The 23,977-nt window shown below is 60.3% G+C and carries 21 protein-coding genes, 1 other RNA gene and 1 riboswitch; of the genes, 11 read left to right on the top strand and 11 right to left on the bottom strand.

Annotated elements, in window-relative coordinates:
- Window positions 1–2: 2 nt before the first annotated feature.
- From mraZ to rsmI, 3 genes are all read right to left on the bottom strand, one after another.
- Window positions 3–458, bottom strand: a complete 456-nt coding sequence (gene mraZ / locus E4P01_RS09335; RefSeq protein ID WP_003171868.1) for a division/cell wall cluster transcriptional repressor MraZ — start codon at window positions 456–458, stop codon at window positions 3–5.
- Between the two features lie 355 nt (window positions 459–813).
- Window positions 814–1,167, bottom strand: an RNA gene (rnpB, locus tag E4P01_RS09340) — RNase P RNA component class A.
- Window positions 1,168–1,262: 95 nt separating this feature from the next.
- Entirely contained in the window at window positions 1,263–2,168 is a 906-nt protein-coding gene (rsmI, locus tag E4P01_RS09345; protein ID WP_164699512.1) for a 16S rRNA (cytidine(1402)-2'-O)-methyltransferase, read from the bottom strand.
- Between the two features lie 176 nt (window positions 2,169–2,344).
- On the opposite strand from rsmI, the gene E4P01_RS09350 reads away from it, so the two are divergent.
- The 4 genes from E4P01_RS09350 to E4P01_RS09365 all read left to right on the top strand — a co-directional run bounded on the left by E4P01_RS09350 (window position 2,345) and on the right by E4P01_RS09365 (window position 5,792).
- Complete coding sequence (locus E4P01_RS09350) at window positions 2,345–4,156, top strand: penicillin-binding protein activator (protein WP_078820309.1); 1,812 nt, start codon at window positions 2,345–2,347, stop codon at window positions 4,154–4,156.
- Entirely contained in the window at window positions 4,156–4,527 is a 372-nt protein-coding gene (locus E4P01_RS09355; protein WP_078820308.1) for a YraN family protein, read from the top strand. The genes E4P01_RS09350 and E4P01_RS09355 overlap by 1 nt, the downstream gene beginning before the upstream one ends.
- Window positions 4,528–4,620: 93 nt before the next feature.
- Window positions 4,621–5,214 (top strand): phosphoheptose isomerase, encoded by a 594-nt coding sequence (locus E4P01_RS09360; RefSeq protein WP_007904374.1) that lies wholly within the window; start codon window positions 4,621–4,623, stop codon window positions 5,212–5,214.
- Complete coding sequence (locus E4P01_RS09365) at window positions 5,211–5,792, top strand: BON domain-containing protein (protein ID WP_005784922.1); 582 nt, start codon at window positions 5,211–5,213, stop codon at window positions 5,790–5,792. Before E4P01_RS09360 ends, E4P01_RS09365 begins: the two co-directional genes overlap by 4 nt.
- Window positions 5,793–5,861: 69 nt before the next feature.
- On the opposite strand, the gene E4P01_RS09370 is transcribed toward E4P01_RS09365, so the two are convergent.
- Both E4P01_RS09370 and E4P01_RS09375 read right to left on the bottom strand, forming a co-directional pair.
- Complete coding sequence (locus tag E4P01_RS09370) at window positions 5,862–6,632, bottom strand: OmpA family protein (RefSeq protein WP_005784920.1); 771 nt, start codon at window positions 6,630–6,632, stop codon at window positions 5,862–5,864.
- Window positions 6,633–6,806: 174 nt separating this feature from the next.
- Window positions 6,807–7,451: an MBL fold metallo-hydrolase gene (locus tag E4P01_RS09375; protein WP_078820307.1), complete on the bottom strand. Its 645-nt coding sequence runs from the start codon at window positions 7,449–7,451 to the stop codon at window positions 6,807–6,809.
- A 149-nt stretch (window positions 7,452–7,600) separates the two neighbouring features.
- On the opposite strand from E4P01_RS09375, the gene E4P01_RS09380 reads away from it, so the two are divergent.
- Genes E4P01_RS09380 through E4P01_RS09395 form a run of 4 tightly spaced genes read left to right on the top strand, consistent with a single transcriptional unit; the run spans window position 7,601 to window position 11,034 of the window.
- On the top strand, window positions 7,601–8,191 hold the full coding sequence (locus tag E4P01_RS09380; protein ID WP_005784917.1) for a paraquat-inducible protein A: 591 nt from the start codon (window positions 7,601–7,603) through the stop codon (window positions 8,189–8,191).
- On the top strand, window positions 8,188–8,832 hold the full coding sequence (locus tag E4P01_RS09385) for a paraquat-inducible protein A (protein ID WP_032877734.1): 645 nt from the start codon (window positions 8,188–8,190) through the stop codon (window positions 8,830–8,832). The genes E4P01_RS09380 and E4P01_RS09385 overlap by 4 nt, the downstream gene beginning before the upstream one ends.
- A complete protein-coding gene (locus E4P01_RS09390; RefSeq protein ID WP_005784913.1) occupies window positions 8,813–10,462 on the top strand; it encodes an MlaD family protein in 1,650 nt (549 codons plus the stop codon). The genes E4P01_RS09385 and E4P01_RS09390 overlap by 20 nt, the downstream gene beginning before the upstream one ends.
- 14 nt (window positions 10,463–10,476) lie before the next feature.
- Window positions 10,477–11,034 (top strand): PqiC family protein, encoded by a 558-nt coding sequence (locus E4P01_RS09395; protein WP_078820305.1) that lies wholly within the window; start codon window positions 10,477–10,479, stop codon window positions 11,032–11,034.
- A gap of 12 nt (window positions 11,035–11,046) precedes the next feature.
- Here the strand turns inward: E4P01_RS09395 and E4P01_RS09400 are convergent, their stop codons facing one another.
- From E4P01_RS09400 to E4P01_RS09420, 5 genes are all read right to left on the bottom strand, one after another.
- The gene (locus E4P01_RS09400; protein WP_078820304.1) at window positions 11,047–13,779 is read right to left on the bottom strand and encodes a LuxR C-terminal-related transcriptional regulator; all 2,733 of its coding nucleotides are present in this window, start codon (window positions 13,777–13,779) and stop codon (window positions 11,047–11,049) included.
- Between the two features lie 251 nt (window positions 13,780–14,030).
- The gene (locus E4P01_RS09405; protein ID WP_032877742.1) at window positions 14,031–15,395 is read right to left on the bottom strand and encodes a DUF1329 domain-containing protein; all 1,365 of its coding nucleotides are present in this window, start codon (window positions 15,393–15,395) and stop codon (window positions 14,031–14,033) included.
- Between the two features lie 42 nt (window positions 15,396–15,437).
- Window positions 15,438–17,300: a DUF1302 domain-containing protein gene (locus tag E4P01_RS09410; RefSeq protein ID WP_216090756.1), complete on the bottom strand. Its 1,863-nt coding sequence runs from the start codon at window positions 17,298–17,300 to the stop codon at window positions 15,438–15,440.
- A gap of 332 nt (window positions 17,301–17,632) precedes the next feature.
- Complete coding sequence (locus tag E4P01_RS09415; RefSeq protein WP_216090755.1) at window positions 17,633–19,315, bottom strand: fatty acid--CoA ligase; 1,683 nt, start codon at window positions 19,313–19,315, stop codon at window positions 17,633–17,635.
- A gap of 204 nt (window positions 19,316–19,519) precedes the next feature.
- Window positions 19,520–20,152, bottom strand: a complete 633-nt coding sequence (locus E4P01_RS09420; RefSeq protein WP_005784901.1) for a LysE family transporter — start codon at window positions 20,150–20,152, stop codon at window positions 19,520–19,522.
- An 84-nt stretch (window positions 20,153–20,236) separates the two neighbouring features.
- Between E4P01_RS09420 and E4P01_RS09425 the strand changes: the two genes are divergently transcribed.
- The 3 genes from E4P01_RS09425 to E4P01_RS09435 all read left to right on the top strand — a co-directional run bounded on the left by E4P01_RS09425 (window position 20,237) and on the right by E4P01_RS09435 (window position 23,074).
- The gene (locus tag E4P01_RS09425) at window positions 20,237–21,202 is read left to right on the top strand and encodes a 2-hydroxyacid dehydrogenase (RefSeq protein ID WP_216092222.1); all 966 of its coding nucleotides are present in this window, start codon (window positions 20,237–20,239) and stop codon (window positions 21,200–21,202) included.
- A gap of 30 nt (window positions 21,203–21,232) precedes the next feature.
- On the top strand, window positions 21,233–22,231 hold the full coding sequence (locus E4P01_RS09430) for a class I SAM-dependent methyltransferase (RefSeq protein ID WP_032877748.1): 999 nt from the start codon (window positions 21,233–21,235) through the stop codon (window positions 22,229–22,231).
- 51 nt (window positions 22,232–22,282) lie between these two features.
- Window positions 22,283–22,401: riboswitch (yybP-ykoY riboswitch) on the top strand.
- A gap of 88 nt (window positions 22,402–22,489) precedes the next feature.
- Entirely contained in the window at window positions 22,490–23,074 is a 585-nt protein-coding gene (locus E4P01_RS09435) for a TMEM165/GDT1 family protein (RefSeq protein ID WP_005784895.1), read from the top strand.
- Window positions 23,075–23,140: 66 nt separating this feature from the next.
- Here the strand turns inward: E4P01_RS09435 and E4P01_RS09440 are convergent, their stop codons facing one another.
- Window positions 23,141–23,959 carry a M48 family metallopeptidase gene (locus E4P01_RS09440; RefSeq protein WP_078820301.1) on the bottom strand — a complete coding sequence of 273 codons (819 nt, stop codon included), beginning with the start codon at window positions 23,957–23,959 and terminating at the stop codon, window positions 23,141–23,143.
- Window positions 23,960–23,977 lie beyond the last annotated feature (18 nt).

The following is a 23,977-nucleotide window of genomic DNA, read 5'->3' on the forward strand; positions in this document are numbered from 1 at the left end:
AGTCACAGGATCAAATCACGCAGTTCATCAGGCATGGCGCCCGGTTGTTGAATAGCAGCCAGGTCAGCTGCAGACACAGCATCCCAGGCATCTTCGTCCCACAATTGGAACTTGTTCAGCTGGCCCACCAGCATTGCGCGCTTGTCGAGCTTGGCGTACTCGCGCAGACGCGGAGGCACCAGGAAACGACCGCTGCCATCGAGTTCAAGGTCAACGGCATTGCCGATCAGCAAACGCTGGAGGCGGCGGTTTTCTTCACGCAATGAAGGCAGCGCGCGCAACTTGGTTTCAATCAACTCCCACTCATCGAGGGGGTAAACACACAAACAAGGGTCAACGGCGTCAATCGTGATGATTAACTGCCCTGAACTTCGCGAAATGAGCTCGTCACGATACCGGCTCGGCATGGCGAGACGGCCTTTTGCATCGAGACTGATAGCGTTAGCTCCGCGAAACACAGATGCGTTTCTCCAAATTTTAGCGTTTTACGTTCAAAAAACCCACTTTGTGCCACTTTCCGCCACTTGCGCACACTATAGGAATGCGCCTACCACACCGTCAAGGCGCGGATTCAAGGAAAAGCCTTACAGAACGGAGATTTAGGAGGGTAAGAGGAGGAGAAACCAGAGTTTGACGATGTTTTTGACTCAACAACGGCAAATAGCTCATGGAGCTACGACTTAAAGTTAAAGTAATTTATTAAGAGTAAGATTTTTTTGGTATTACGAAGACGCATCTGCCAATGATTTGGCAGGGAGGGATTCTTGCGTTACTACCGGGTTTGCGCACGAGATTCGAACGCAAGGAAAAAAGGTGGAGAGTCGATCTGTAAGCCGGGTTCTGTCTTGAACAGTCATTCGTCTACGATGGCCATCACTGGACATCTTTAGCAACCTACCCGGTCCCAGCGCGGGCCACGCCTTGGGACCCTATTTGGTCTTGCTCCAAGTGGGGTTTACCTAGCCACGAACTGTTGCCAGTCGTGCGGTGCGCTCTTACCGCACCTTTTCACCCTTACCGGCACCGAAGCGCTTAGGCGGTTATTTTCTGTGGCACTTTCCGTAGGCTCACGCCTCCCAGGCATTACCTGGCACTTCGCCCTATGGAGCCCGGACTTTCCTCCCCCCCCTAATTTTCATAGAGGGCAGCGACTGTCCAATCGACTCTCCGCCGCGCAGGTTAACGGCACGAAGGTCTGAGGACAAGTATTAAAGTGCGGCAGTGCCATCATGTTCAGACGAAATACAGATTCGACCCCGGAACTATTCAGCCTTCTGTTTATCGAGCGCCACTTGATACAACACGTTTTTACGCACCCCGGTAATTTCTGCGGCAAGGGCAGCGGCACGCTTGAGCGGCATCTCCTTGAGCAACAAGTCGAGGATGCGCATGGCTTCGCTGCCCACGGCGTCTTCATTCTCCGGCGCACTCCAGCCCGCCACCAGCACCACACATTCGCCTCGCTGCTGATTGCTGTCGCCCTCGACAAACGCCCGCAACGCCTCCAGCGGCAGCCCTTTGAGGGTTTCGAAGGTCTTGGTCAACTCCCGCGCCAGCAATGCCAGCCGCTCGCCGCCGAACACCAGTTCCATATCCTGCAGGCATTCAAGGATGCGGTGCGGAGCTTCGTAGAAGATCAGGGTGCGCGGCTCTTCCTTCAGGGCCTGAAGGCGTGCGCGACGGCCGACTGCCTTGGCCGGCAGGAAACCTTCGAAAATAAACCGATCCGACGGCAAGCCTGCCGCAGATAATGCGGCAATCAGCGCGCACGCTCCCGGAACAGGCACTACATTGATACCAGCGGCGCGTGCCTGGCGGACCAGGTGGTATCCCGGATCGGAAATCAACGGCGTACCCGCATCGGAGATCAATGCCACGTCATCACCGGCCAGCAAGCGGGTGATGAAACGGCTGCCTTCTTCACGCTCATTGTGCTCATGGCACGCCGCCAGTGGCGTGCTGATTCCAAAATGCTGCATCAACCGTTGGGAGTGTCGCGTGTCTTCCGCCGCGATCAATTTAACCTCGCGCAACACCTTCAGCGCCCGGGCACTGATGTCGTCCAGGTTGCCAATCGGCGTCGCCACCACAAAAAGCGAGCCAGCAGTGGAATTCAATGGACCTGGAGCAGTCAAAACGCACACCTCGATGGTTGGCAAAAGCCACATTGTAGCGCGTAGACGCCTTGAAAATATGCCATCACGGTGGATGCCGTTTCAGCCAGCCTTTGCCAATCGCAACATTTACACGACCTAAATCCACGGTTTCACGCCACTAACATCGCGCCTGGGCCAGTGCTTGGGTACACTTCCACGCTAATTTGATCGGTATCAGGAACACTTACATGATCGCTTGCCTGCGGCTGCTCTCCGCCCTCTGCCTCGCTGCCTTGCTGGCCGCGTGTGCCAGCTCGCCCTCGTCCAGCCTTGGCGACCTGCCACGGACTCCGGATGCCAGTATCGAGCAACTGCTCGAACAGGCAACGAACGCCAACACGCCAGAAAAGGCCGCCATGCTGCGCCTGAGTGCGGCAGACCTGGCCTATCAGCAGAACAATGCCGGCCGCTCGTCGCAGATCCTTGCGCAGGTGCCCCTGGACGTCCTCAAACCCGCCGCGCAGATATTTGCCAGCACCCTGGCCGCCGAACTGGCGATGACTCGCAACCAGCCCAAGGCGGCATTGGCGGCGCTGAACCATCCCAGCCTGCAAAGCCTGAAGGAGCTGCCGGCAGACCAGCAGATCCGCACCGGTACCGTGCACGCCCGCGCTTACGAAGCCGACGGCCAGACCCTGGCCGCCGCTCGCGAGCGGGTCGCCATGGCGCCGCTGCTGACCGGCGATGCCGCTGCAAGCAACCACGAAGCCATCTGGGTGCTGATTGCCGCGCTGCCGGCCGAACAGTTGCAAGCCACCGGCAACCCGACACTCGATGGCTGGGTGACCCTGGCCCAGGCGGTCAAGGGCGCCGGCACCCTGGAGCAACAACAGGCTGCTATCGATACCTGGCGCGCACAGAACCCGGGCCACCCGGCAGCGGTGCAACTGCCCACGCCGCTGACCAGGCTCAAGGAACTGGCCAGCCAGCCCCTGAACAAGATCGCCGTGCTGCTCCCGCAGGAAGGCCCATTGGCTTCGGTCGGCAAGGCATTGCGAGAGGGTTTCATGGCGGCTCACTACCAGGCCGAACAGGCCGGGCAGAAGGCGCCGGTCATCGAGTTCTACGACAGCTCGCGCCTGAGCTCCCTCGATGACTTCTACGCCAAGGCCCAGGCCGCCGGCGTGCAATTGGTGGTCGGCCCGCTGGAAAAACCACTGGTGAAACAACTCAGTGCACGCCCGCAATTGCCGATCACCACCCTGGCACTCAATTACAGCGAGACCGACCAAGGCCCGGCGCAACTGTTCCAGTTCGGCCTGGCCGCTGAAGACGAAGCCCGTGAAGTGTCGCGCCGCGCCCGTGCCGATGGCCTGCATCGCGCTGCAGCCATGGTGCCGCGTGGCGAATGGGGCGAGCGTGTCTACAAAGCCTTCCGCCAGGATTGGGAAGCCAATGGCGGCACTGTGATGGGCGTCGAGTATGTCGATCAGCCAGTGGCACTGGCCCAGCAGATCGCCGACCTGTTCCAGTTGCGTAAAAGTGAAGGTCGCGCCAAGAGCCTGCAAAGCACGGTCGGCACCGACGTTGCCGCCCAGCCTTCGCGTCGCCAGGACATCGAGTTCATCTTCCTGGCGGTCACCCCGCAACTGGCCCAGCAGATCAAGCCGACCCTGAACTTCCAGTACGCCGGCGATGTGCCGGTCTACGCCACGTCCCATGTCTTCAGTGCCAGCGGCGACCGCAACCAGTACCTGGACATGACCAACGTGATGTTCTGCGAAACCCCTTGGCTGCTTGACACCACCGACCCGCTGCGCAACCAGGTCGCCGCGCAATGGCCGCAAGCCAATGGCAGCCTGGGCCGCCTGTACGCGATGGGCGTCGACGCCTACCGCCTGGCACCGCGCCTTGGCCAACTCAAGGCGTTGCCGGACACCCGTGTCGACGGTCTCTCGGGCAACCTGGGCATCAGCGCCAACCAGCGCGTTGACCGCCAGATGCCATGGGCGAAGTTCGTCGGCGGCGCCATTCAGCGCCTGCCCGATACCCCACGCTGATGCCTGAGCGGTCCAACGCACAAAGCGGCAAGGATGCCGAACTTCAAGCGCTGAAATATCTGCAACAACAGGGTCTGCGCCTTCTGGCGCAGAACTGGTTATGTAAACGCGGCGAGCTTGATCTGGTCATGCTTGACGGCGATACAGTAGTATTCGTCGAAGTCCGCTACAGAAAACACGCACAATGGGGTGGCGCGCTCGCCAGTATCGACGGGCGCAAGCGTCAGAAACTGATACTCGCCGCGCAGTTTTTTCTGCTAAAAGAGCATCGCTGGGCTGACAGCCCCTGCCGTTTCGATGTGGTCGCCATAGAAAGCACACCGTCGGGTCCTGCTGATCTGAACTGGCTCAAAGATGCCTTCGACAGCTGACGCACCCGGCACCTTCACCACACACTTTTGCTCTTTGCATTGCGGGCTGCACATTACCTGTGCCAAACAGCCGCGCTACTTAAGGTCACACAGATGGACATGCAATCCCGAATTCGCCAGCTTTTCCAGGCCAGCATCGACACCAAGCAACAGGCGATGGACGTACTTGCACCGCACATCGAGCAAGCCAGTCAGGTCATGGTCAACGCCTTGCTCAACGAAGGCAAAATGCTTTCGTGCGGCAACGGTGGTTCGGCTGGCGATGCCCAGCATTTCTCTTCCGAGCTGCTCAACCGCTTCGAGCGCGAGCGCCCGAGCCTGCCGGCCATTGCCTTGACCACCGACTCGTCGACAATCACTTCGATTGCCAACGACTACAGCTACAACGAAATCTTCTCCAAGCAGATCCGCGCCCTCGGCCAGCCGGGCGATGTGTTGCTGGCGATTTCCACCAGCGGCAACTCGGCGAATATTATTCAAGCGATCCAGGCCGCACATGATCGTGAAATGATTGTCGTAGCCTTGACCGGTCGGGATGGTGGCGGCATGGCTTCGCTGCTGCTGCCTGAGGACGTGGAGATTCGCGTCCCGGCCAATGTCACTGCACGCATTCAGGAAGTCCACCTGCTGGCGATCCACTGCCTGTGCGATCTGATCGACAGCCAACTGTTCGGGAGTGAAGAATGACCGTTAACCGCCTCAGCCTTTTGGCCATTACGCTGTGCCTCGCCATCAGCGGCTGCAGCTCGGCAATCACCGCTACACGGGACACCCCCATCCAGGACGACCGTGGCACACGTACTTTCGGCAGCACCATCGATGATTCGCTGATCGAAACCAAGGTCAAGGTCAATGTCGCCAAGGCCGCCACAGACCTGGGCAACGGCGCCTCGCGCATCGTGGTGACCAGCTTCAACGGCGTCGTCCTGCTGGCAGGGCAAACCCCGCGCGCCGACCTCAAGGCCCAGGCTGAACAAGCCGCTGCGGGCGTGCAACGAGTCAAGAAGGTCCACAACGAATTGCAGGTCATGGACCCGATCACCCTGCTGGCCATCAGCAACGATGCGCTGCTGACCACCAAGATCAAGGCGCAGATGCTCACCGACAGCGCGGTGCCGGGCTCGCGCATCAAGATCGTTACCGATAATGGCATCGTCTACATGATGGGCCTGCTGACCCAGGCCGAAGCGACCCGCGCGGCGAACCTGGTGCAGGGCGTGTCGGGCGTACAGAAGATCGTGAAGGTGTTCGAATACATCGACTGATGTAGACACACAGCCACAAAAAAGGGCGCCGTGCATTGACTGCACGGCGCCCTTTTTAGTGCCTAGCGTTTACTGGTATTGCTGGTACGGATTGCCTTGGAACTGGTTGTTCTGCTGTGGCGCCTGCTGCTGACCAGGCTGGCCGTATTGCTGGCCAGGGATCGGGCCGAGGTTGACCTCGACACGACGGTTCTGGGCGCGGCCATTTACGTCGGCGTTGCTGGCAATCGGGTTATCCGGGCCGGCACCGCGTGCGCTCAGGTTGGCACCGTTGACACCTTGGGAGGTCAGGTAGTTGGCCACGCTCTGCGCACGGCGCTGGGACAGGTCCATGTTCAACTGGCGGCTGCCGGTGCTGTCGGTGTAGCCGACGATCTGAATGGTGTTCTGGTTGAACTGCTTGAGGGAGTTGGCCAGGTTGTTCAGCGGCTGGTAGAAGCTGCTGGAGATCGCATCGGAGTTGGTGGCGAAGGTGATGTTGCCCGGCATGATCAGCTTGATCTGGTCACCCTGGCGCTGCACTTCCACACCGGTGTTGGCCATGCTTTCACGCAGTTTTTTCTCCTGCTGGTCGGCGTAGTAGCCATAGCCGGCAGCACCGGCACCTGCAACGACGGCGCCAATCAGCGCGCCCTTGCCACGGTTGTTATGGTCGATGGCAGCACCGGCCAATGCACCGGCCAGCGCGCCGAGGCCGCCGTACTTGGCGGTCTTGCTCATACCGCTTTCAGAACCATTGCCGGCCTGTCCCTGGCTGCCGTCATAAGGATTAGGCGAGGCACAGCCAGACAACAGGGCTACGGCGGTAGCGACAACAAGCAGACGACGCGGAGTAAACATGAAGGGAGCTCCTACTTTTGCATTCTGTGATGCAGAGGACATTGGCAATGGACCTGTGCCGAGTTTGGAACGCGACAAGCGGCAAAAATTCCGTGGGTACGCAAAGCATAGCTGTCTTTGGCTCGAGCCTGTGCCTGCGTGTCTGTACCGACTTGTATCAGAGCCGACAACCCATCACGCACGCACGAAAGGGTTCTCTCGCATCTCATCGCCCAGCAACGTATCCGGCCCATGCCCTGTCACCACTGTCGCGCGCTCATCCAGCGTGTATAAGCGCTGCTTGATCGACCTCACGATCATCGCCTGGTCGCCGCCCCACAAATCCGTGCGCCCGACGCCGCGCCGGAACAAGGTGTCACCGGCAATCAGCAGCTTGGCATCGGCAAACCAGAAGCTCATCGAACCCGGCGTATGCCCAGGGGTGTGCAAGGCAACACCGCATCCACAGGCCAATTCTTCATCGTGTTCCAGCCAGCGATCCGGCGACGGCACTGGCACATAGGGCACGCGAAACATCTGGCATTGCATTTCCAGGTTGTCCCATAGAAATTGATCATCTTTGTGCAGGTGCAGCGTGGCTCCGGTTTTTTCTTTCAATTGGCCAGAGGCCAGGAAGTGATCCAGGTGAGCATGGGTGTGGATAATGCTCACCACCTTCAGACCCAACGCATCAAGACGCGACAGGATCAATTCGTGATTGCCGCCGGGGTCGACTACGATGGCTTTTTTAGTGATCGGGTCGCCAATGATGGTGCAGTTGCACTGCAACGGGCCGACGGGGAAGGTTTCTCGAATCAGCGGTGATTTTTCGGTAGTCATGAGTGTCCTGCAAGCTCTCTGGCGCGTTCCAAGTGCAGTATGGTGGAGGTTGCCCCCACTCTGGAAGGGATCGATTCGGCGGTGTATCCACTGCTAAGCTACACAAGCGCCATCCCCCGCTGCAGTCCGTCGCATTTGGAGCAACACCCATGGCGAATCAACAGATCATCTGCGAGCACTGCGACTGCGTGTACGAAAAGGTCACGCTCGCCAAACATCAAAAAGCCCTGTGTGTGCGGTGCTCGGGTGTGCTGCAGCGCTATAACGGCCTGTCGGTGCAACAACGCCTCGCGCTGACGGTGACCGCAGCAGTGCTGTGGACCTTTGCCAACTTTTATCCGGTGATGAGCATCAGCCTGCAGGGCTTGAAAAACAGTGCGACGCTGTGGGATTCGGTGGTGGCGCTGAGCCTGGGGCCGATCACGTTCATTGCGTTGGTGGCGGCGATCTCCATCATCATCGCGCCGGTGTTTCAGCTGGTCTTGCTGATCTGGGTTTTGAGTTTTGCCTTGGCCGGCCAGCGTTCGCCGGCGTTCAAACTGTGCATGCGCTGGCTGGAAGCGCTCAGGCCCTGGAGTATGCTGGAAGTCTGCCTGCTGGGCGCCATGGTTGCCGTGTTCAAACTGGCGGGTATGCTGGATGTGATCCCCGGTACCGGCCTGTTTGCCCTGGCCGCCCTTAGCCTGTTGCTGATCCGCATTGCCGGGCGCGATGTCCGCGACCTGTGGGACACCGTATGAATTCACCGCCCACCGCCCGCGAGCTCAACCTGTGCCTGTGCCATACCTGCGGCCAGGCCTGCGACATGCGCCTGGAGCCCACTGAATGCGAGCGCTGCGGCGCGCCCTTGCACCGGCGCAAAACTCAATCGCTGACACGCACCTGGGCCTACATGCTCACCGCCCTCGCCTTTTACATACCGGCCAATTTGCTGCCGGTGATGAACACCACCATGCTCGGCTCCGGCGCAGACAGCACCATCATGAGCGGCGTGCTGGAGTTCTGGCAGCATGGCGCCTGGGACATTGCCCTGATCATTTTCATCGCCAGCATTGCCGTGCCGGGCATCAAGTTCTTGTCACTGGGGTTGCTGCTGATCACCGTGCAGCGCAACAGCCAGTGGGCGCGCAAGGAACGCTCAAAGCTGTTTCGGTTTATCGAGCTGATCGGCTATTGGTCGATGCTGGACGTCATCGTGGTCGCACTGGTGGCCGCGCTGGTTAAGTTTCAAGCCCTGGGCACGATCGAACCGCGCCTGGGCATTCTGTTTTTTGGCTTGGTGGTGGTATTTACCATGCTCGCGGCCATGAGTTTTGATCCCCGGCTAATCTGGGAAAACCCACATAACGAGGAGACCTCGGATGAGCGCATCCAAGGCTGACACCCCTGCGGGGCAACCCGCGATCAAGACGCGTCGCTTCAGTGTCTCGCTGGTCTGGATCGTGCCGATTGTCGCCGTGCTGGTGGGGATCTCGCTGGTGATTCACAGCGTCATGCAACAAGGGCCGACCATCGTCCTCAACTTCAAGACCGGCAGCGGGCTGGTCGCCAACAAGACCGAGGTCAAATACCGCAACGTGGTGATCGGCCAAGTGACCGCCGTGGCCTTGAGTGGTGACCAGAAAAGTGTCAACGCCACCATCGAGCTATCCAAACAGGCCGAAAGCTTCACCCGCGAGGACTCTAAATTCTGGGTGGTGCGCCCACGTATCGGCGCAGGCGGCGTATCCGGTATCGACACGCTGCTGTCCGGCGACTACATCGGCGCGGATATCGGCCAGTCCGAAACCCGCGCCAAACATTTCACCGGCCTGGAAAACCCGCCCCCCATCACCTATGGCGAGCCTGGCAAGCGTTTCACCCTGCACACGCAGACGCTGGGTTCTCTGGACATCGGCTCGCCGGTCTATTACCGCAAAATCCCGGTAGGCCAGGTGGTGGCTTATGAGTTGGACAGCGAAGGCAAGGGCGTGAACGTCGAAGTCTTCATACACGCGCCCAATGATGGGTATGTCACCGAGAACACGCGGTTCTGGAATGCCAGCGGTGTCGATCTGAGCGTCGGTGCCAATGGCTTTGCGCTGAAGACCGAATCGGTGTCGTCCATGCTGATGGGCGGGATCTCCTTCCAGGCCCCACCCTACAACCCCAACGACAAGCCGGCCGAGGAAAATCGCGGCTTTGAATTGTTCGAAGACCAGCAAAGCGCCCTCGCCCCGCCCAATGGCAAGGGGCAATACATGGTCCTGCGCTTTGATCAGGCCCTGCGTGGGCTGAAAGTCGACGCACCGGTGGAGTTCCTCGGCGTCGAGTTCGGCAAGGTGGTGTCGATCAATCTGGATTTCGATGCGAAGAAACGCAGCTTCCCGGTCAATGTCGGCATCGTGATCTACCCGCAACTGCTCGGCGCGGCCCATACCAAGCTGCTCAAGGCCATGCACAATAACCCTGACGATGAGGCGGCCGGCGTGCGCCTGATCGGCAGCTTCATTGAAAACGGCCTGCGCGCTCAGGCCCGCAGCGGTAACCTGCTGACCGGCCAGTTGTACATCGCCCTGGACTTCTACCCCAAGGCCGAGAAAGTGGCGTTCGATCCGAACCAGCGCCCCGTGGGCATTCCCACCATCCCGGGCAACCTGGAACAACTGCAGGAGAAGTTCGAAGGTATCGTCAACAAGCTCAGCCAACTGCCGGTCGAGCGGATTGCCGGCAACCTCGACGCCAGCCTGGTCGAACTGCGCAAGGGCCTGGCGCAATTCAACGCCAAGACACTGCCGGGTGTGCAGACGACACTGGCCGACGTGAGCAAGACCCTGCAATCGGCCAGCTCAACCCTGGCAGAAGACTCACCCCAGCGTGAACAACTGACCCAGACCCTGGATGAACTGGCACGCATGTCGCGCTCCTTGCGCGAGCTGTCCGATTACCTGGGCCGGCATCCGGAGTCGCTGATTCGCGGTCGTCCTGATAACGCCGCGCCGAACGACCTGCAAGGGCCACCCCGCAAATGACCATTGGAGCCGCCATGACGTCGCCGTTGAAGATCACACTGCTGACCACGATGCTGTTGCTCGCGGCCTGTCGCAGTGACCCCATCGCCTTCCACACCCTGACCCCGGCACATGCGAGCAACAGCTCACGCGCAGATGCCGGTGGTGTACGGATTGAAAGCCTCAGCGTGCCGCCCCAGGTCGACCGCGCGCAGATAGTGGTGCGCCAGGGTGACAGTGGGTTGGCGATTCTTGAAACCCAGTGGTGGGCCGCCAGCCTCGCTGACGAACTCAGGAGCGCGTTGGTGGATCAATTGGCCAATAGCGATCCACGCCACGCTGTGGCCCTGCGCCTTGAAGTGCAACGCTTTGACTCGGTCCCCGGGCAGTACGCGCTGCTCGACGTGCGCTGGCGCCTGCGCCAGATCAATGGCGACCGCCCAGCCCTGACTTGTCGCAGCACCTTGCAGTCACCCGCGGGGCCAGGCATCGACGATCTGGTGGTGGCGCATCAGAACAACCTCAAGCGGTTCGCGGCACTGATCAATCAAACCATCGGCACGTCACTCAAAGGCTGCCCTGCCACGCCATAAACTGCGCTGGGCTCAGACCAGCAAGCCCATGGCCTTGGCTCGCGCCACTGCCTGGGTTCGGCGCTCCACGCCGAGCTTGCTGTTGATATGGCTGGCGTGGGTCTTGACGGTGTGCAAGGAAATAAACAGCTGGTTGCTGATTTCCTGGTTTGAACAGCCTTGGGCAATCAGTCGCAGCACCGCCAGCTCTCGCGTACTCAGGGTTTCTTGATGAGCTGGGGCCTGGACCACGCTGACTTGGGGCAGCAGCGCCAGCAAGCTCTGGTTCAGCAGACCATGGGGATCTTTGCCCAACTGCTCACGCATCCAGTCCGGGTAGCCCTCCAGCAACCGCTGGAACGGCTGCAACGCGCCGCCCGAGCCGGCTTCAAGTGCACGGGCCAATACCTGTCCGGCCTTGGCCTCCTGGCCGCCCGCCAACAGAAGCTGCACCTGCTGGGTCAGCGCCATCAAGGCAATCATCTGTCGCCCACTGTTCTGGGACTGTTGCGCCAATGCTTCCAGACATTGCAACGCGGTGTCGGGCTGATGGCGTATGGCATCGAGCGCGGCTTGTTGCAGTTCGATATGTTGTGGCAGGTGTGGGTGGAACTCCGGCGCGGCAGCGGCGTGCTCGCCGTTGTAGGTCTGCCCCAGCCTGGTCAGCCAGGCGTCCGCCAGCTCGGTACGACCCTGGGCCAGCCATAGCTCGCATTTGATCAACGTAATCATCGCCAGGTAATAGATCGGCGGTACGTCCCAGATGTGCATCAAGCGCTCGGCCTCGGCCAGCTCGGCAAAGGCATTGGAAAACTGGCCGCGCCGCCCTTCAAAGTTGGCGATCACGCAATGCCCGATCAGCACGCTGATATCCCGGCAGGCACGGGCTTCGGCCAGGCCGGCGCGCAAACGCACAAGGCCGGCTTCGGGCTGGTAACGCGCCAGCAGCAGGTAACCTTCGTAGAGCGACAACCGCGCACGCACCGCATACAGGCGCTGGGGCGCCAGGCCGTGCAAGCGTTCCAGGCCCTGGCGCACTTCGTCCAGGGAGCGCAGGATTTCGCCGCGTGACTGCAACACCCGCGCCCGGTCGTAATGGGCCAAGGCTTCAAACAACGGATTACCGACGCGCTGCGCCAGCTCCAGGGATTCGCGGTTCAAACCGCGGGCGCGCCACAGGTCGGCATCGACAATTGCCAGGTTGGACAGGGTCGACAGGCACATCAGGCGCTGGCCGTAGCGCTTTTGCGGCAGGCTCTCCAGTGCCTCGTTGCAATAGCGCAGGGTCAATTCGCGATCCCCGCGCCCACGGGCGATGATCCCGCTCAACGCCAGCCATTGGGCCAACATGGACCTTTGCGCGGTCGCCGAGGGTGCCGGCAGGAAGCGACTGAGGTAGCTGGAAAGCTCCTGGGCCGCGTCCAATTGGCACGCCAGGCCCAATGCCCAGCTGTAGAGCACGATCAAGCGCGGCGTGCTGATCAGCAGGCTGTCGGGCAAGTCCATCTTCCAGCGCAACAACATGCCAACATTCTGCTCTGCCAACAGTTGCTCTTCGGACAGGTTCTGGACCAGGTTCGCCGCCACGTCCAGATGGCCGGCCCGCAGCGCCTGCTCTACTGCCTCGTCGATCAAACCCTGGGCGTTGAACCAGCGGCAGGCGCGCAAGTGCAAGCTGGCCGGCGGCAATGTGGTGCTCTTCTCGCGGCGGGTACGCAGCAGGTCGGAAAACAAATGGTGATAGCGGTACCAGTGGCCCTGTTCATCCAGCGGCACCAGGAAAACCTGATGGGCCTGCAAATAATTCAGGATTTCGGCGCTGTCATGGGCTTCGCGGACCGCGTCACACAACTCGCTGCAAAAACGCTCCTGGGGAGCAGTGTCGTACAGGAACGCTTGCACGTCGGCAGGCAGGCAGTCGATGACTTCTTCAAGCAGGTAATCACGAATCAGCCCTTCGCCACCGTGAAGGCGTTGGGGCAAGCCCCCCTCATTGCCGCCGGCTTCGGACGCCGCCAATAGCCAGAAGCGCAGGCCGGCGACCCATCCCTCGCTGCGGCGGATCAGGTTTTCCAACGCTTCTCCGCCTAACGCGCTGCTGTGCCCATCCAGCACGGCCAGGGATTCGTCGTGAGTCAGGCGCAGGTCTTGTTCATGCAGCTCCAGCAGATGCCGCGACAAACGCAGGCGCGCCAGGTGCCAGTCCGGACGCTGCCGGCTGGTGACCAGTACCAACAGACCGTCGGGCAAATGATTGAGGAAAAATTGCAGGCAACGATCCAGCACCGGGCCCTGGGCCAGGTGGTAGTCATCCAGCACCAGCAATAGCGGTGAACGCGTGGACAGATGCTCCGCCAGCTCATCGAGCAGGCCGTCCAGCCATTCTTCAAAGGCAAAGGGTTGATGACGCTGACGCATTTTCAGCAAACCCAGGGACTGGGCGCCCAACTGCGGAAAATAGTGCTGCAAGCCGTCGAGCAATCGCTCCAGGAAGCGGCCGGGGTCATTGTCCCGTGGGCTCAGGCCCAGCCACAGACTTTGCCAGTGGGCCGGCAGGCCCTGGCAGAACTCCACCGCCAACGAACTCTTGCCGAACCCCGCCGGTGCGCAGACCAGCAACAATCGCCCGTCCAGGCCCGCGTTCAACCGTTGGCACAGGCGCGGGCGCAGCACGTAGCCGTCAGGCAATGGGGGCCTGTAGAAGCGGCCTTCCAGGGTTGGCATCACCACACTGGCAGGCCCTTGGATTCGGGACAGATCAGTCATCGCCGGGCTCTTGTAGAAGGCTGTTGTCGGCATTGCAGATGTCCGCAGACTAGCGGTAAAAGCGGCGGGATTGTAGATCTTTGCAACAATTGGCTGAAAAAGAACTGCGACAAGAAATATCCCTACAAACAGCACACACAAAAAGTGGGAGGGGGCTTGCTCCCGATGGCAGTAGATCAGTCAGAATTTTAATCGACTGTCAGACCGCTATCGGGGGCAGGCCACCTCCCACAGGGGTGCACTAGTGTTGGTTAGCGAACACCGTCCTGGCGCAGGGCCGCTGGGGTGAAGTCGCTGGTGGTGGCGGTGAAGCCGAAGTCATAAGCCTGTTTCTCTTCGTTCTTCATGCCCAGGGCCAGGTAGCGGCCGGACTGCAGGTCGTACAGGGTTTCCAGGGCGTACCACGGCACTTGCTTGTCGTAGTAGTTCTCGGCATGGGCTTCGGCAACGCGCCACAGCTGGCCACGGCCGTCGTAGTGGTCGATCACCGCCGCTTGCCAGGTGTCTTCGTCGATGAAGAAGTCACGCTTGGCGTAGATGTGGCGCTGGCCTTCCTTCAAGGTGGCGACCACGTGCCAGACGCGGCGCAGCTCGTAGCGCGCCAGGTCCTGGTTGATGTGGCCGGCCTTGATGATGTCGGCGTACTTGAGCTTCGGATCGTCGATCTTGTAGCTGTTGGAGGCGATGTAGATTTCTTTCTTGCCTTCCAGCTTCCAGTCGTAGCGATCCGGCGCACCGTTGTACATGTCGAGGTTGTCGGAGGTGCGCAGGCCATCGGCAGCAGTACCCGGCCCGTCATAGGATACTTGCGGGGCCCGGCGCACACGGCGCTGGCCGGCGTTGTAGACCCACGCCGAACGCGGTTCCTTGACCTGGTCCAGGGTTTCGTGCACCAGCAGTACACCACCGGCCAGACGCGCTGGCGCGGTGACTTGCTGCTTGAAGTAGAACAGGATGTTGCCCGGGTTTTTCGGATCGAAATCCTTCATCTTGTCGCGGAACACAAACTGATCGCGGAAGTACACCAGGCTGTAGGAACCGTTGGTTTGCGGCGTGGCCTGGGTGACCAGACGGGTTACGCTGCCGCCGCGATAACGGGTGATGTGGTTCCAGATGACTTCAACGCCGGTTTTGGGAATCGGGAACGGCACGGCGGTCTCGAAGTTTTCCAGACCGTTGCCGCCGGACACCAGGTTGGTAGTGGTGGCGTTTTTCTTGATGGCAGCGAACACGTCAGCCGGCACCGTGGCACCGCGATGAGTCGGGTAGACCGGCATCTTGAAGCTGTCCGGGTAACGCTTGAACATCGCGTACTGCCCTGGAGCCAGTTTGTCTTTGTACTGCTCGACGTTCTGCGCGGTGATGGTGAATTGCGGTTGTTCGCTGGCATATGGGTTGGCCAGGAAGCCACGGGAATCCACGGCGCCGGCGTTGGTTGGCAAGGGTGACCATTTGGGGATGGTGCCGGCCGCGTTGCCCGCCATCTCGGCGCCCATCGGGGTCAGGGTAGTACCGAGCTTGGCAGCTTCATCCGCCGAGACTGCCGCCATGACGTTGCTCGCCAGGATCGACAGCCCAAGCACACCGACGTGCAACAGACTTTTAGTTATTTTCATACTCTGGTCTTCCTGAATACATGCCACTTGAAAAGAGTGTGATTAGAAGTTGGCGCCGAAGCTCAAGGCGACAAAGTCGCGATCATCCACGGTGCTGAACTTGCCACCAAAGAAGTTGGTGTACGCCAGGCTCGCGGTGTAGGTGTTCTGGTATTCGGCATCCAGGCCAAGGCTGACCGCCTTGCGCCCCTCTTCAAAGTTGCCACCAGGACCTGGCGAGTAACCTTTGACGTCATGGGACCAGGCCACGTTGGGCTTGAGGTTCACGCCAGCGAACACGTCCGGGTATTCCCAGATGGCACGGGCGCGGTAGCCCCAGGACGTTGCAGTGGTGTAGCCGTCGTTGTTGCAGTTGGTGTTCAGGCCGGCAGCGTTGGGCAAGCCCGCGCCGTTGGCGGTGGAGTTGTCGAGGACATTGCAGAACCCGCCCGGCAAGGTGCCTGGGCCGAACACCGGATCGCGGCCATAGCGAGCCTGAGATTTGCTTTCCAGGCCACCCACATGAGTCACCCCAATTTCACCCACGGTGGTCAAACGGCTGGCGCCCATGACCTGATCGAAGAAGTGCGTGAAAGTAGTCTGGAACTGAGTCACTTCCTTACGATTGTAACCGTGCCGGTCCTGACCCGGCTGCGTCCCCTTGAGCACAGACGCATTGCCAAGGCCCGGAATCGGTGTGACCCCCTCATAGAGAATGTCAGTTGTGCTCAACTGCACCGGCGCATTCGGTCGGTAGCTCAACTCACCACTCCATGCGGTGCCGGTAGGCAGCGTGGTGGAAAAGCTCAAGCCATAGAGACGAATATCTTCCGGGTACTCAACGAAGTAGTTTGAGCTACCGGCCACGACCAACGGGCGCAACGCGGCCAGGGGTCCAAGGGGACGATTATAAGCTGAAGCTGGAGCGGCCTGTGCACTGAAGATCGGCGCACGGCTGTGGTAGTTCATGAAGTAGGCGCCGAACTCGGTGTCCAGCGGTTCGAAGTTGTAATGCATGGCCACACCGAACTGGCCGCTGTCACGCGCATCACGGTCCGGCCCACGGCGCACCAGCACGCCTTCGCTGTTCACGTCCACGCCCAGGGCACCCAGGGTCGGCAGTGCCGCAGCGGGAATGGTCGAGCGCTTGTTCAACACCCGCAGGTTATTGCTGCAACCATCGGAGATCACGTCTGGCTGGGAGAAGAAGGTGCCGCAGTTATCGGTGACGGTCTGGTCCCATTCCAGTTGGTAGAACGCTTCGGCCGAGAGGTTGTCGGTGAGCGTCTGGGACACGTAGAACATGTTGACCGGAATCAGGCCTTCCTTGATCTCGGCCCCCGGGCGACGAAACGCCGACACGTCGATCGGGTTGATGGAGTTGATGCCGCCGCCGATGAAGGTGCTCTCGCCCCAGCTCACGACCTGCTTGCCAAAACGCACGGAACCCGGCGCATCGGCAATCGAGTAGTTGTGGTAGACGAATGCATCGAGAATCTGACCGCCAGAAGACTTGGCGCCTTCCTTGCGGTTGTTGTCGCTGATGTCCTTGAACTGACGGCTCTCGTCCTTGAGTTCAAAGTCGTACCAGTACTTGCCGCGCACAAACACGCCGGTGTCGCCGTACTTCAGTTCCAGGTCATGAATACCCTTGAAGATCTTCGAGAACGTCTCGCCGCGCTTGAAGTTCAGGTGACCGTCATCGGAAGTCTGGGACAGGCCCTTGCCGCCATTGTTGGCGCCGATCAGATCACGATTGGGCTTGGCCGTAGACCAGCTCGCACCCACCGAAAGCGAGGAGTCAAAGCTCCCTTCGATTTCACCGATGTTGAAACTGACGCCGAATGCAGGCCCGGCGAGCGTAGAAGCGAGACTGACGGCCAGGGGCAGTCTTGCCCGGCGCCAGAACTGGTTTACTTGGGTCATCGACGCTACTCCATGTGCATATTTTATTGTTATGGCAGTGAGCCCTTTCTTCAGATGTAACGGCCGGGATACAACGATTCCAATGCCGAACCGCAACCGAGCCTCCCTGGCTCGACGCGCAACATCCGCGAAAAACTCTGAAAGGGACTATAGCCAGAGGGGGGTAGTGCTTGATCCCTCTAAAGTGTGATTTGCATCACCAACCTGTCTGCCACAACCCTTTCGCCACGCCGACGAAGGTCGACGCGGGAAGGATGGCTGAAATTCGGCAAATCACAAGTAGAGGCTTGAGATAGAGCAGTGCCGCGCCCGAAAGGGCGCGGCGAGGGGCATCAAAGCGTAGACAGGAAGGTGCTGTTGTTGGCCTGCCATTCGATGATGTCGATACGGATACGTTTTTTGTCGAGCTTGCCTACGCTGGTCTTGGGAATTTCAGTAACAACGGCGATCTGGCTCGGAATCGCCCACTTGCTCAAATGCCCCAGTTCAACGAAAGGCTTGAGGTGCTCCTTGAGCTCCCGCGCACCAATCACATGGCCCTCATGCACCACCAGCAACGCGAACGGGCGTTCGCCCCATTGCGGATCGGCGATGCCCACCACCGCTACCTCGCGTACCGCCGGGTGGCGGCTGACCAGGTCTTCGAGGGCCAGGGACGAGATCCATTCCCCACCGGTCTTGATCACATCCTTGATGCGATCACGGATATCGATCACACCAAACGCGTCCAGTGTGGCCACGTCGCCGGTGTGCATCCAGCCGCCGGCCCACAGTTCGGCGCCCTTTTGCGGTTCGTTGTAATAGCCTTCGGTAAGCCAGGGCGCGCGCAGCACCAGTTCGCCCTGGGTTTCGCCGTCGGCGGGGAGAAAATTGCCGTCGGTGTCCATGATTGCCGCCTCCACCAGCGGCCCAGGCACTCCGGCCTTGATGCGATAGGTGGTGCGTTCGTCTTCGCTGCCGGCCATCAGCTCTTCATTGAGGTGCGCGCAGGACACCAGCGGCCCGGTCTCGGACATGCCATACGCGGCGGTCAATTGAATGCCGCGGGCCTTGGCGGCTTCGTACAGCGAGCGGTTGAGCGCGCTGCCACCAATGACAATTTTCCACCCACCAAAATCCACGCCCTGGGCAGCCTTGGCGTTGAGCACCATTTGCAGGATGGTCGGCACGCAATGGGAAAACGTGACCTTCTCCTTGCGCCACAGCTGCACCAGGTATTCGGGGTCATAGCGCCCGGGGTAGACCTGCTTCAAGCCGAGCATGGTCGCCACATAGGGCAGGCCCCAGGCGTGTACGTGGAACATCGGTGTGATCGGCATGTACACATCGTTGGTGCCCAACAGACGCACGCTGTCGACGCTGCCCATGATGGTCGCCACGCCAATGGTGTGCAGCACCAATTGGCGATGGGTGAAATACACCCCTTTGGGGTTACCGGTGGTGCCGGTGGTGTAGAACGTAGTGGCGACGGAGTTTTCGTCGAAGTCCTGGAAGTCGTACTGGGGGCTGGCGGCGGCCAGCAGGGTTTCGTACTCACCGACCAGGTTGGGGAGTTCGGCGGTGTGGGTGTCACCATCGGTAATCAACAGGGTCTTGTCGACGGTGGTGAGCTGCCCGGCAATCGCCTGGTAGAGCCCCACGAACTCACTGTTGACCAGCACGAAGCGGTCTTCGGCGTGGTTCATGGTGTAGAAAATCTGCTCCGGTGACAGGCGCACGTTGATGGTGTGGATCACCGCGCCGATCATCGGAATGGCGAACATGCATTCCAGGTAACGGTGGCTGTCCCAATCCATCACCGCCACGGTATCACCAGCCTTGACCCCGGCTTCGGTCAGCACATTAGCCAGGCGCGCAACGCGCTCGATCAGCGTCGGGTAGGTGTAGCGCAGCTTGTCGCGGTAGACGATTTCCCGGGTCTTCTCGTAGCGAGCCCCGGACATCAACAGGCGCTTGATCAGCAGCGGGTATTGGTACGCACCTTCGGCGGGCGGGATAACACGGGTCTGCAACATACGAATCCCTTTAATGACTGCACGGTCTTGGCTTGAAGAGCTGCACTGTAGAGGGCTTATGTTTCAGCCAAATCAGCCAAAGGAATGATTTGCGGAACTCAACAAATGCTAGCGTTGCGCCATCATCTGCGGCTTATGGAAGACCACTGTGGGAGGGGGCTTGCTCCCTCCCACATTTGAGCTGTGTACCCTTGAGAAAATTGATTACTTCATGCTGGTAAACGCCAACTTCACCCCAATGGCAATCAACACCGCGCCCATGGTCCGATCAAACCAATGCCCCATCCGCGCAAAGCCGGCGCGTACACGTTGCTGGCTGAACAACATGGCCACCAGACAAAACCACAAGGCAGTCGCCACCGCCAGGTACACGCCATAACCCGCTTGTACCGCCAGTGGCGTATGCGGGTTGATCACCACGGTGAACAGCGAGAGGAAGAACAGCGTCGCCTTGGGGTTCAGGCCGTTGGTCACAAAGCCTGCGGTAAATGCACCGCGTGGGGTGCGCTCGCCCGCTTCGCGGTGCAACTCGCCTTCGGCAGCAGGCTTGGCCGGCTGGGCGCGCAGGGCCTTGAAGCCGATATACAGCAGGTACGCCGCTGCGGCCCATTTGAGCGCATTGAACAACACGATGGACTGGGACACGATCAAACCGATCCCCAGCAACGAGTAACCCACATGCACGAAAATCGCCGTGCCAACGCCCAGGGCCGTCCAGGTGCCGGCGCGGCGTCCGTGGGTCACGCTCTCACGGACCACCACGGCGAAATCCGGGCCAGGGCTGGCCACCGCCAACAAGTGAATCAAGGCTACGGTCAAAAACTCGGCGACGTACATGCTCACTCCATTAAGTAACTGATTATTTCATCTGATAGGCTCGGAAGATTACGCCTTCGAACCTCGTCGCAAAAGGTACAGTTGATCATGAACAATCGCCGCGCCGTCTTCCTCGACCACCCTTCACTGGACTTGGGCGACCTCGACCTCAGCGGTTTGCGCGACTGCTTCAGCCAGTTGCAGCTGTTTGAGCAGACCACGCCACAGAATGTGGTGGAACGCTTGCAGGGCGCTCAAGTCGCGATCAGCAACAAAATCCCGCTCACGGCGCAAACCCTGGCGGCGTGCCCCGAGCTCAAGCTGATCCTGGTTTCAGCCACCGGCACCAACAATATCGACCTCGAAGCCGCCCGCGCCCACGGCATCACCGTGAGCAACTGCCAGGGTTACGGCACGCCGTCGGTGGCCCAGCACACGATCATGCTGCTGCTCAACCTCGCCACGCGCTTGAAGGACTACCAACAGGATGTGGCCGCCGGCAAATGGCAGCAGGCCAGGCAGTTCTGTCTGCTGGACCATCCAATTGTCGAGCTGGAAGGCAAAACCCTCGGCCTGCTCGGCCATGGCGAACTGGGCAGCGCGGTGGCGCGCCTGGCCGAAGCCTTCGGCATGCGCGTGGTACTCGGCGCGATTCCCGGGCGCCCTGCCCGCTCCGACCGCGTGCCACTGGATCAACTGCTGGCCCAGGTCGATGCGCTGACCTTGCATTGCCCGCTTAATGAACACACCCGCGACTTTATCGGCGCCCGTGAACTGGCGCTGCTCAAGCCCGGCGCGTTTATCGTCAACACCGCCCGTGGTGGCTTGATCAACGAACAGGCCTTGGCGGACGCGTTGCGCAGTGGTCATCTGGGCGGCGCGGCGACCGACGTGTTGAGTGTGGAGCCGCCGATCAATGGCAACCCGCTGCTGGCCGGCGATATTCCTCGGTTGATTGTCACGCCCCACAATGCCTGGGGCAGTCGCGAAGCGCGGCAACGCATCGTCGGCCAATTGACGGAAAACGCCCGAGGCTTTTTCAGCGGTGCCCCGCTGCGCGTCGTCAGTTGATAAACTGCGCCCCTTTTCAAGGAGCAGACCATGGATCCGCGCAGTGAAGTACTGCTTCGTCAGGCCGAACTTTTTCAAGGCAACCTGCTGCTGGTAGGTTTGCCTGCCGACGATTTGCTTGGGCGCTTGCCCAACGCCCATGGCTGGTGCTGGCACGCCGGCGACCAGGCCGCGCTTGATGCACGGTTTCCCGAGCGCAGCCAGTTCGGGGTGAATGTGCCCGAGCGTGCCTTCGATGCCGCGGTGATCTTCCTGCCCAAGTCCAAGGACCTCACCGACTACCTGCTCAACGCCGTGGCCGCTCGCCTGCCTGGCGCCGAGCTGTTTCTGGTGGGTGAGAAAAAAGGCGGTATCGAAAGCGCTGCCAAGCAGATGACCCCCTTCGGCAAGCCGCGCAAGCTGGATAACGCGCGGCATTGCCAGCTATGGCAAGTCACCGTCGCCAACGCCCCGCAAGCGGTCGAACTGGAGAGCCTGGCACAGGTCTTCGATGTACTACTGGCCGAAGGCCCGCTGAAGGTGGTGAGCTTGCCGGGAGTGTTCAGCCATGGCCGCCTGGACCGCGGCACCGAGTTGCTGCTGGAGCACCTGGACAAGCTGCCCAGCGGGCATCTGCTCGATTTCGGTTGCGGCGCCGGGGTACTGGGGGCTGCGGTCAAGCGTCGCTACCCGCATAACACCGTGACAATGCTGGATGTGGATGCCTTCGCAGCTGCCAGCAGTCGGCTGACGTTGGCGGCGAACGGCCTGGAAGCCGAGGTACTGACCGGGGATGGAATCGATGCCGCGCCAATGGGGCTAAACGCGATTTTGAGCAACCCGCCGTTCCATGTCGGGGTGCATACCGATTACTTCGCCACGGAAAACCTGCTGCGAAAAGCAGCCAAACATCTGGCAAAAGGTGGCGAACTGCGCTTGGTTGCCAACAGCTTCCTGAAGTATCAGCCGCTGATCGAAGAGCATCTGGGTATCTGCGCAATCAAGGCCGAAGGCAATGGTTTTCGCATCTACCGCGCCAAGCGCCCCTGACGGCCGTTTGAAAAAGAACGCTTGCCGAATGGATTTTGCCTAGGCAGAATCCGCAGCGTCCTAGGGGAGTAGTCTCCCACGAGCCCATGCTCGTCCGGCATACGTCAACATACTTGGTCAGCAGACCATGGCGTATGCGACCCAGGAGTCCGCACAGACGGACCGGGGTTTGACAAGACCTATGACACGCACACCTTACCCGGGGCGGGAAGGCTGTACGTGTCATAGCCGTGTCGACCCGCCCCTGGAAACTACCTGATGCTGGATTCACTACTCGTTCCTACCGCAATCGTTGCCTTGGCCGAAATCGGCGACAAGACGCAGTTACTCGCGCTCATTCTTGCTGCCCGCTTTCGCAAACCCTGGCCGATCATTGCCGGCATTGTCGCCGCAACCCTGGCCAACCATGCGGCCGCCGGTGCCGTGGGCGCCTGGTTCGGGAGTTTCTTCTCGGATGCGGTGCTGCACTGGATCCTCGCGGCGAGCTTCTGTGCCACGGCACTCTGGACCCTGGTGCCAGACAAACTCGATGATGACGAAGCCAGTACCACCCGCAAGTTCGGGCCATTTCTGACCACGCTGATTGCGTTCTTCCTTGCGGAAATCGGTGACAAGACCCAGATCGCCACGGTGATGCTGGCAGCGCAGTATCCGGAGTTGTGGCTGGTGATTATCGGCACCACGCTGGGCATGTTGATTGCCAACGTACCGGTGGTTCTGGCGGGGAATTTCGCGGCGGAGAAACTGCCGCTGACCTTGATTCGTCGATTGGCGGCCACAGCGTTCTTTGTACTGGCGATTGTGGCGGTCTACAAAGCCATGCAAAGCAGCGGCTGGATCTAAGACTGCAACCCGATCTATTGTGGGAGGGGCGGTGCACCCCTCCCACATTTGGATCGTCATCAAGCCTCAGGATTTCTTGGCCTGCTGGTACAGCGGCATTACCTTCGGAATCGCTGCCTGCAACGAAGCAATCCGGCTGTCGGAAGCCGGGTGAGTACTCATGAATTCCGGCGGCGCGCCTTCGGAAGCCTTGGCCATTTTGTTCCACAAGGTGATCGCGGCGTTCGGGTTGTAGCCGGCACGCGCCGAAAGCTCCAGGCCGATCAGGTCGGCTTCGTTTTCGTTGCTGCGGCTGTTGGGCAAGGTCATGCCATAGTTGGCCACGGTATCGGCCAGTGCCAGGCTGTCCTGGCCGAGACCGAATATTGCACCAGCGCCCTGCTTGGCCATTTCAATACCGTACGCCTTGGACATCGCTTCACGACCGTGCTCACGCAGGGCGTGGGCGATTTCATGGCCCATCACCGCAGCCAACTCGTCATCGGTGAGCTTGAGGTTGTCGATCAGCGCGCTGTACACCAGGATCTTGCCGCCAGGCCCGCAGTTGGCGTTCATCTCGTCGCTTTTGATCAGGTTCACTTCCCAGTTCCACTGGGCGGCATCTGCGCGAAAGGTCGGCGCCTGGGCGATCAGGCGCTTGGCGATGGCCTGCACACGCTTGGCGTTGGCGCTGGTCTTGTCCAGAACGCCTTTGCCACTGGCTTCACCCAGGGTCTGCTGGTAAGACTGGGCGTACATCTGGTCGACTTCCTGGCTCGACAACATGCTGAACATGTATTGCTTGCGCTCAACCCCAACAGCACCGCCGCTGGTCGTGTTGACCGACTGGCAACCCGCCAGCAACATCGCTGTAACCAAACCGCTTACCGCCAATGACTTCTTCATGAACACGCTCCCTGAAAA

This window comes from Pseudomonas sp. NCIMB 10586, assembly GCF_023127895.1.
GTDB lineage: Bacteria > Pseudomonadota > Gammaproteobacteria > Pseudomonadales > Pseudomonadaceae > Aquipseudomonas > Aquipseudomonas synxantha_A.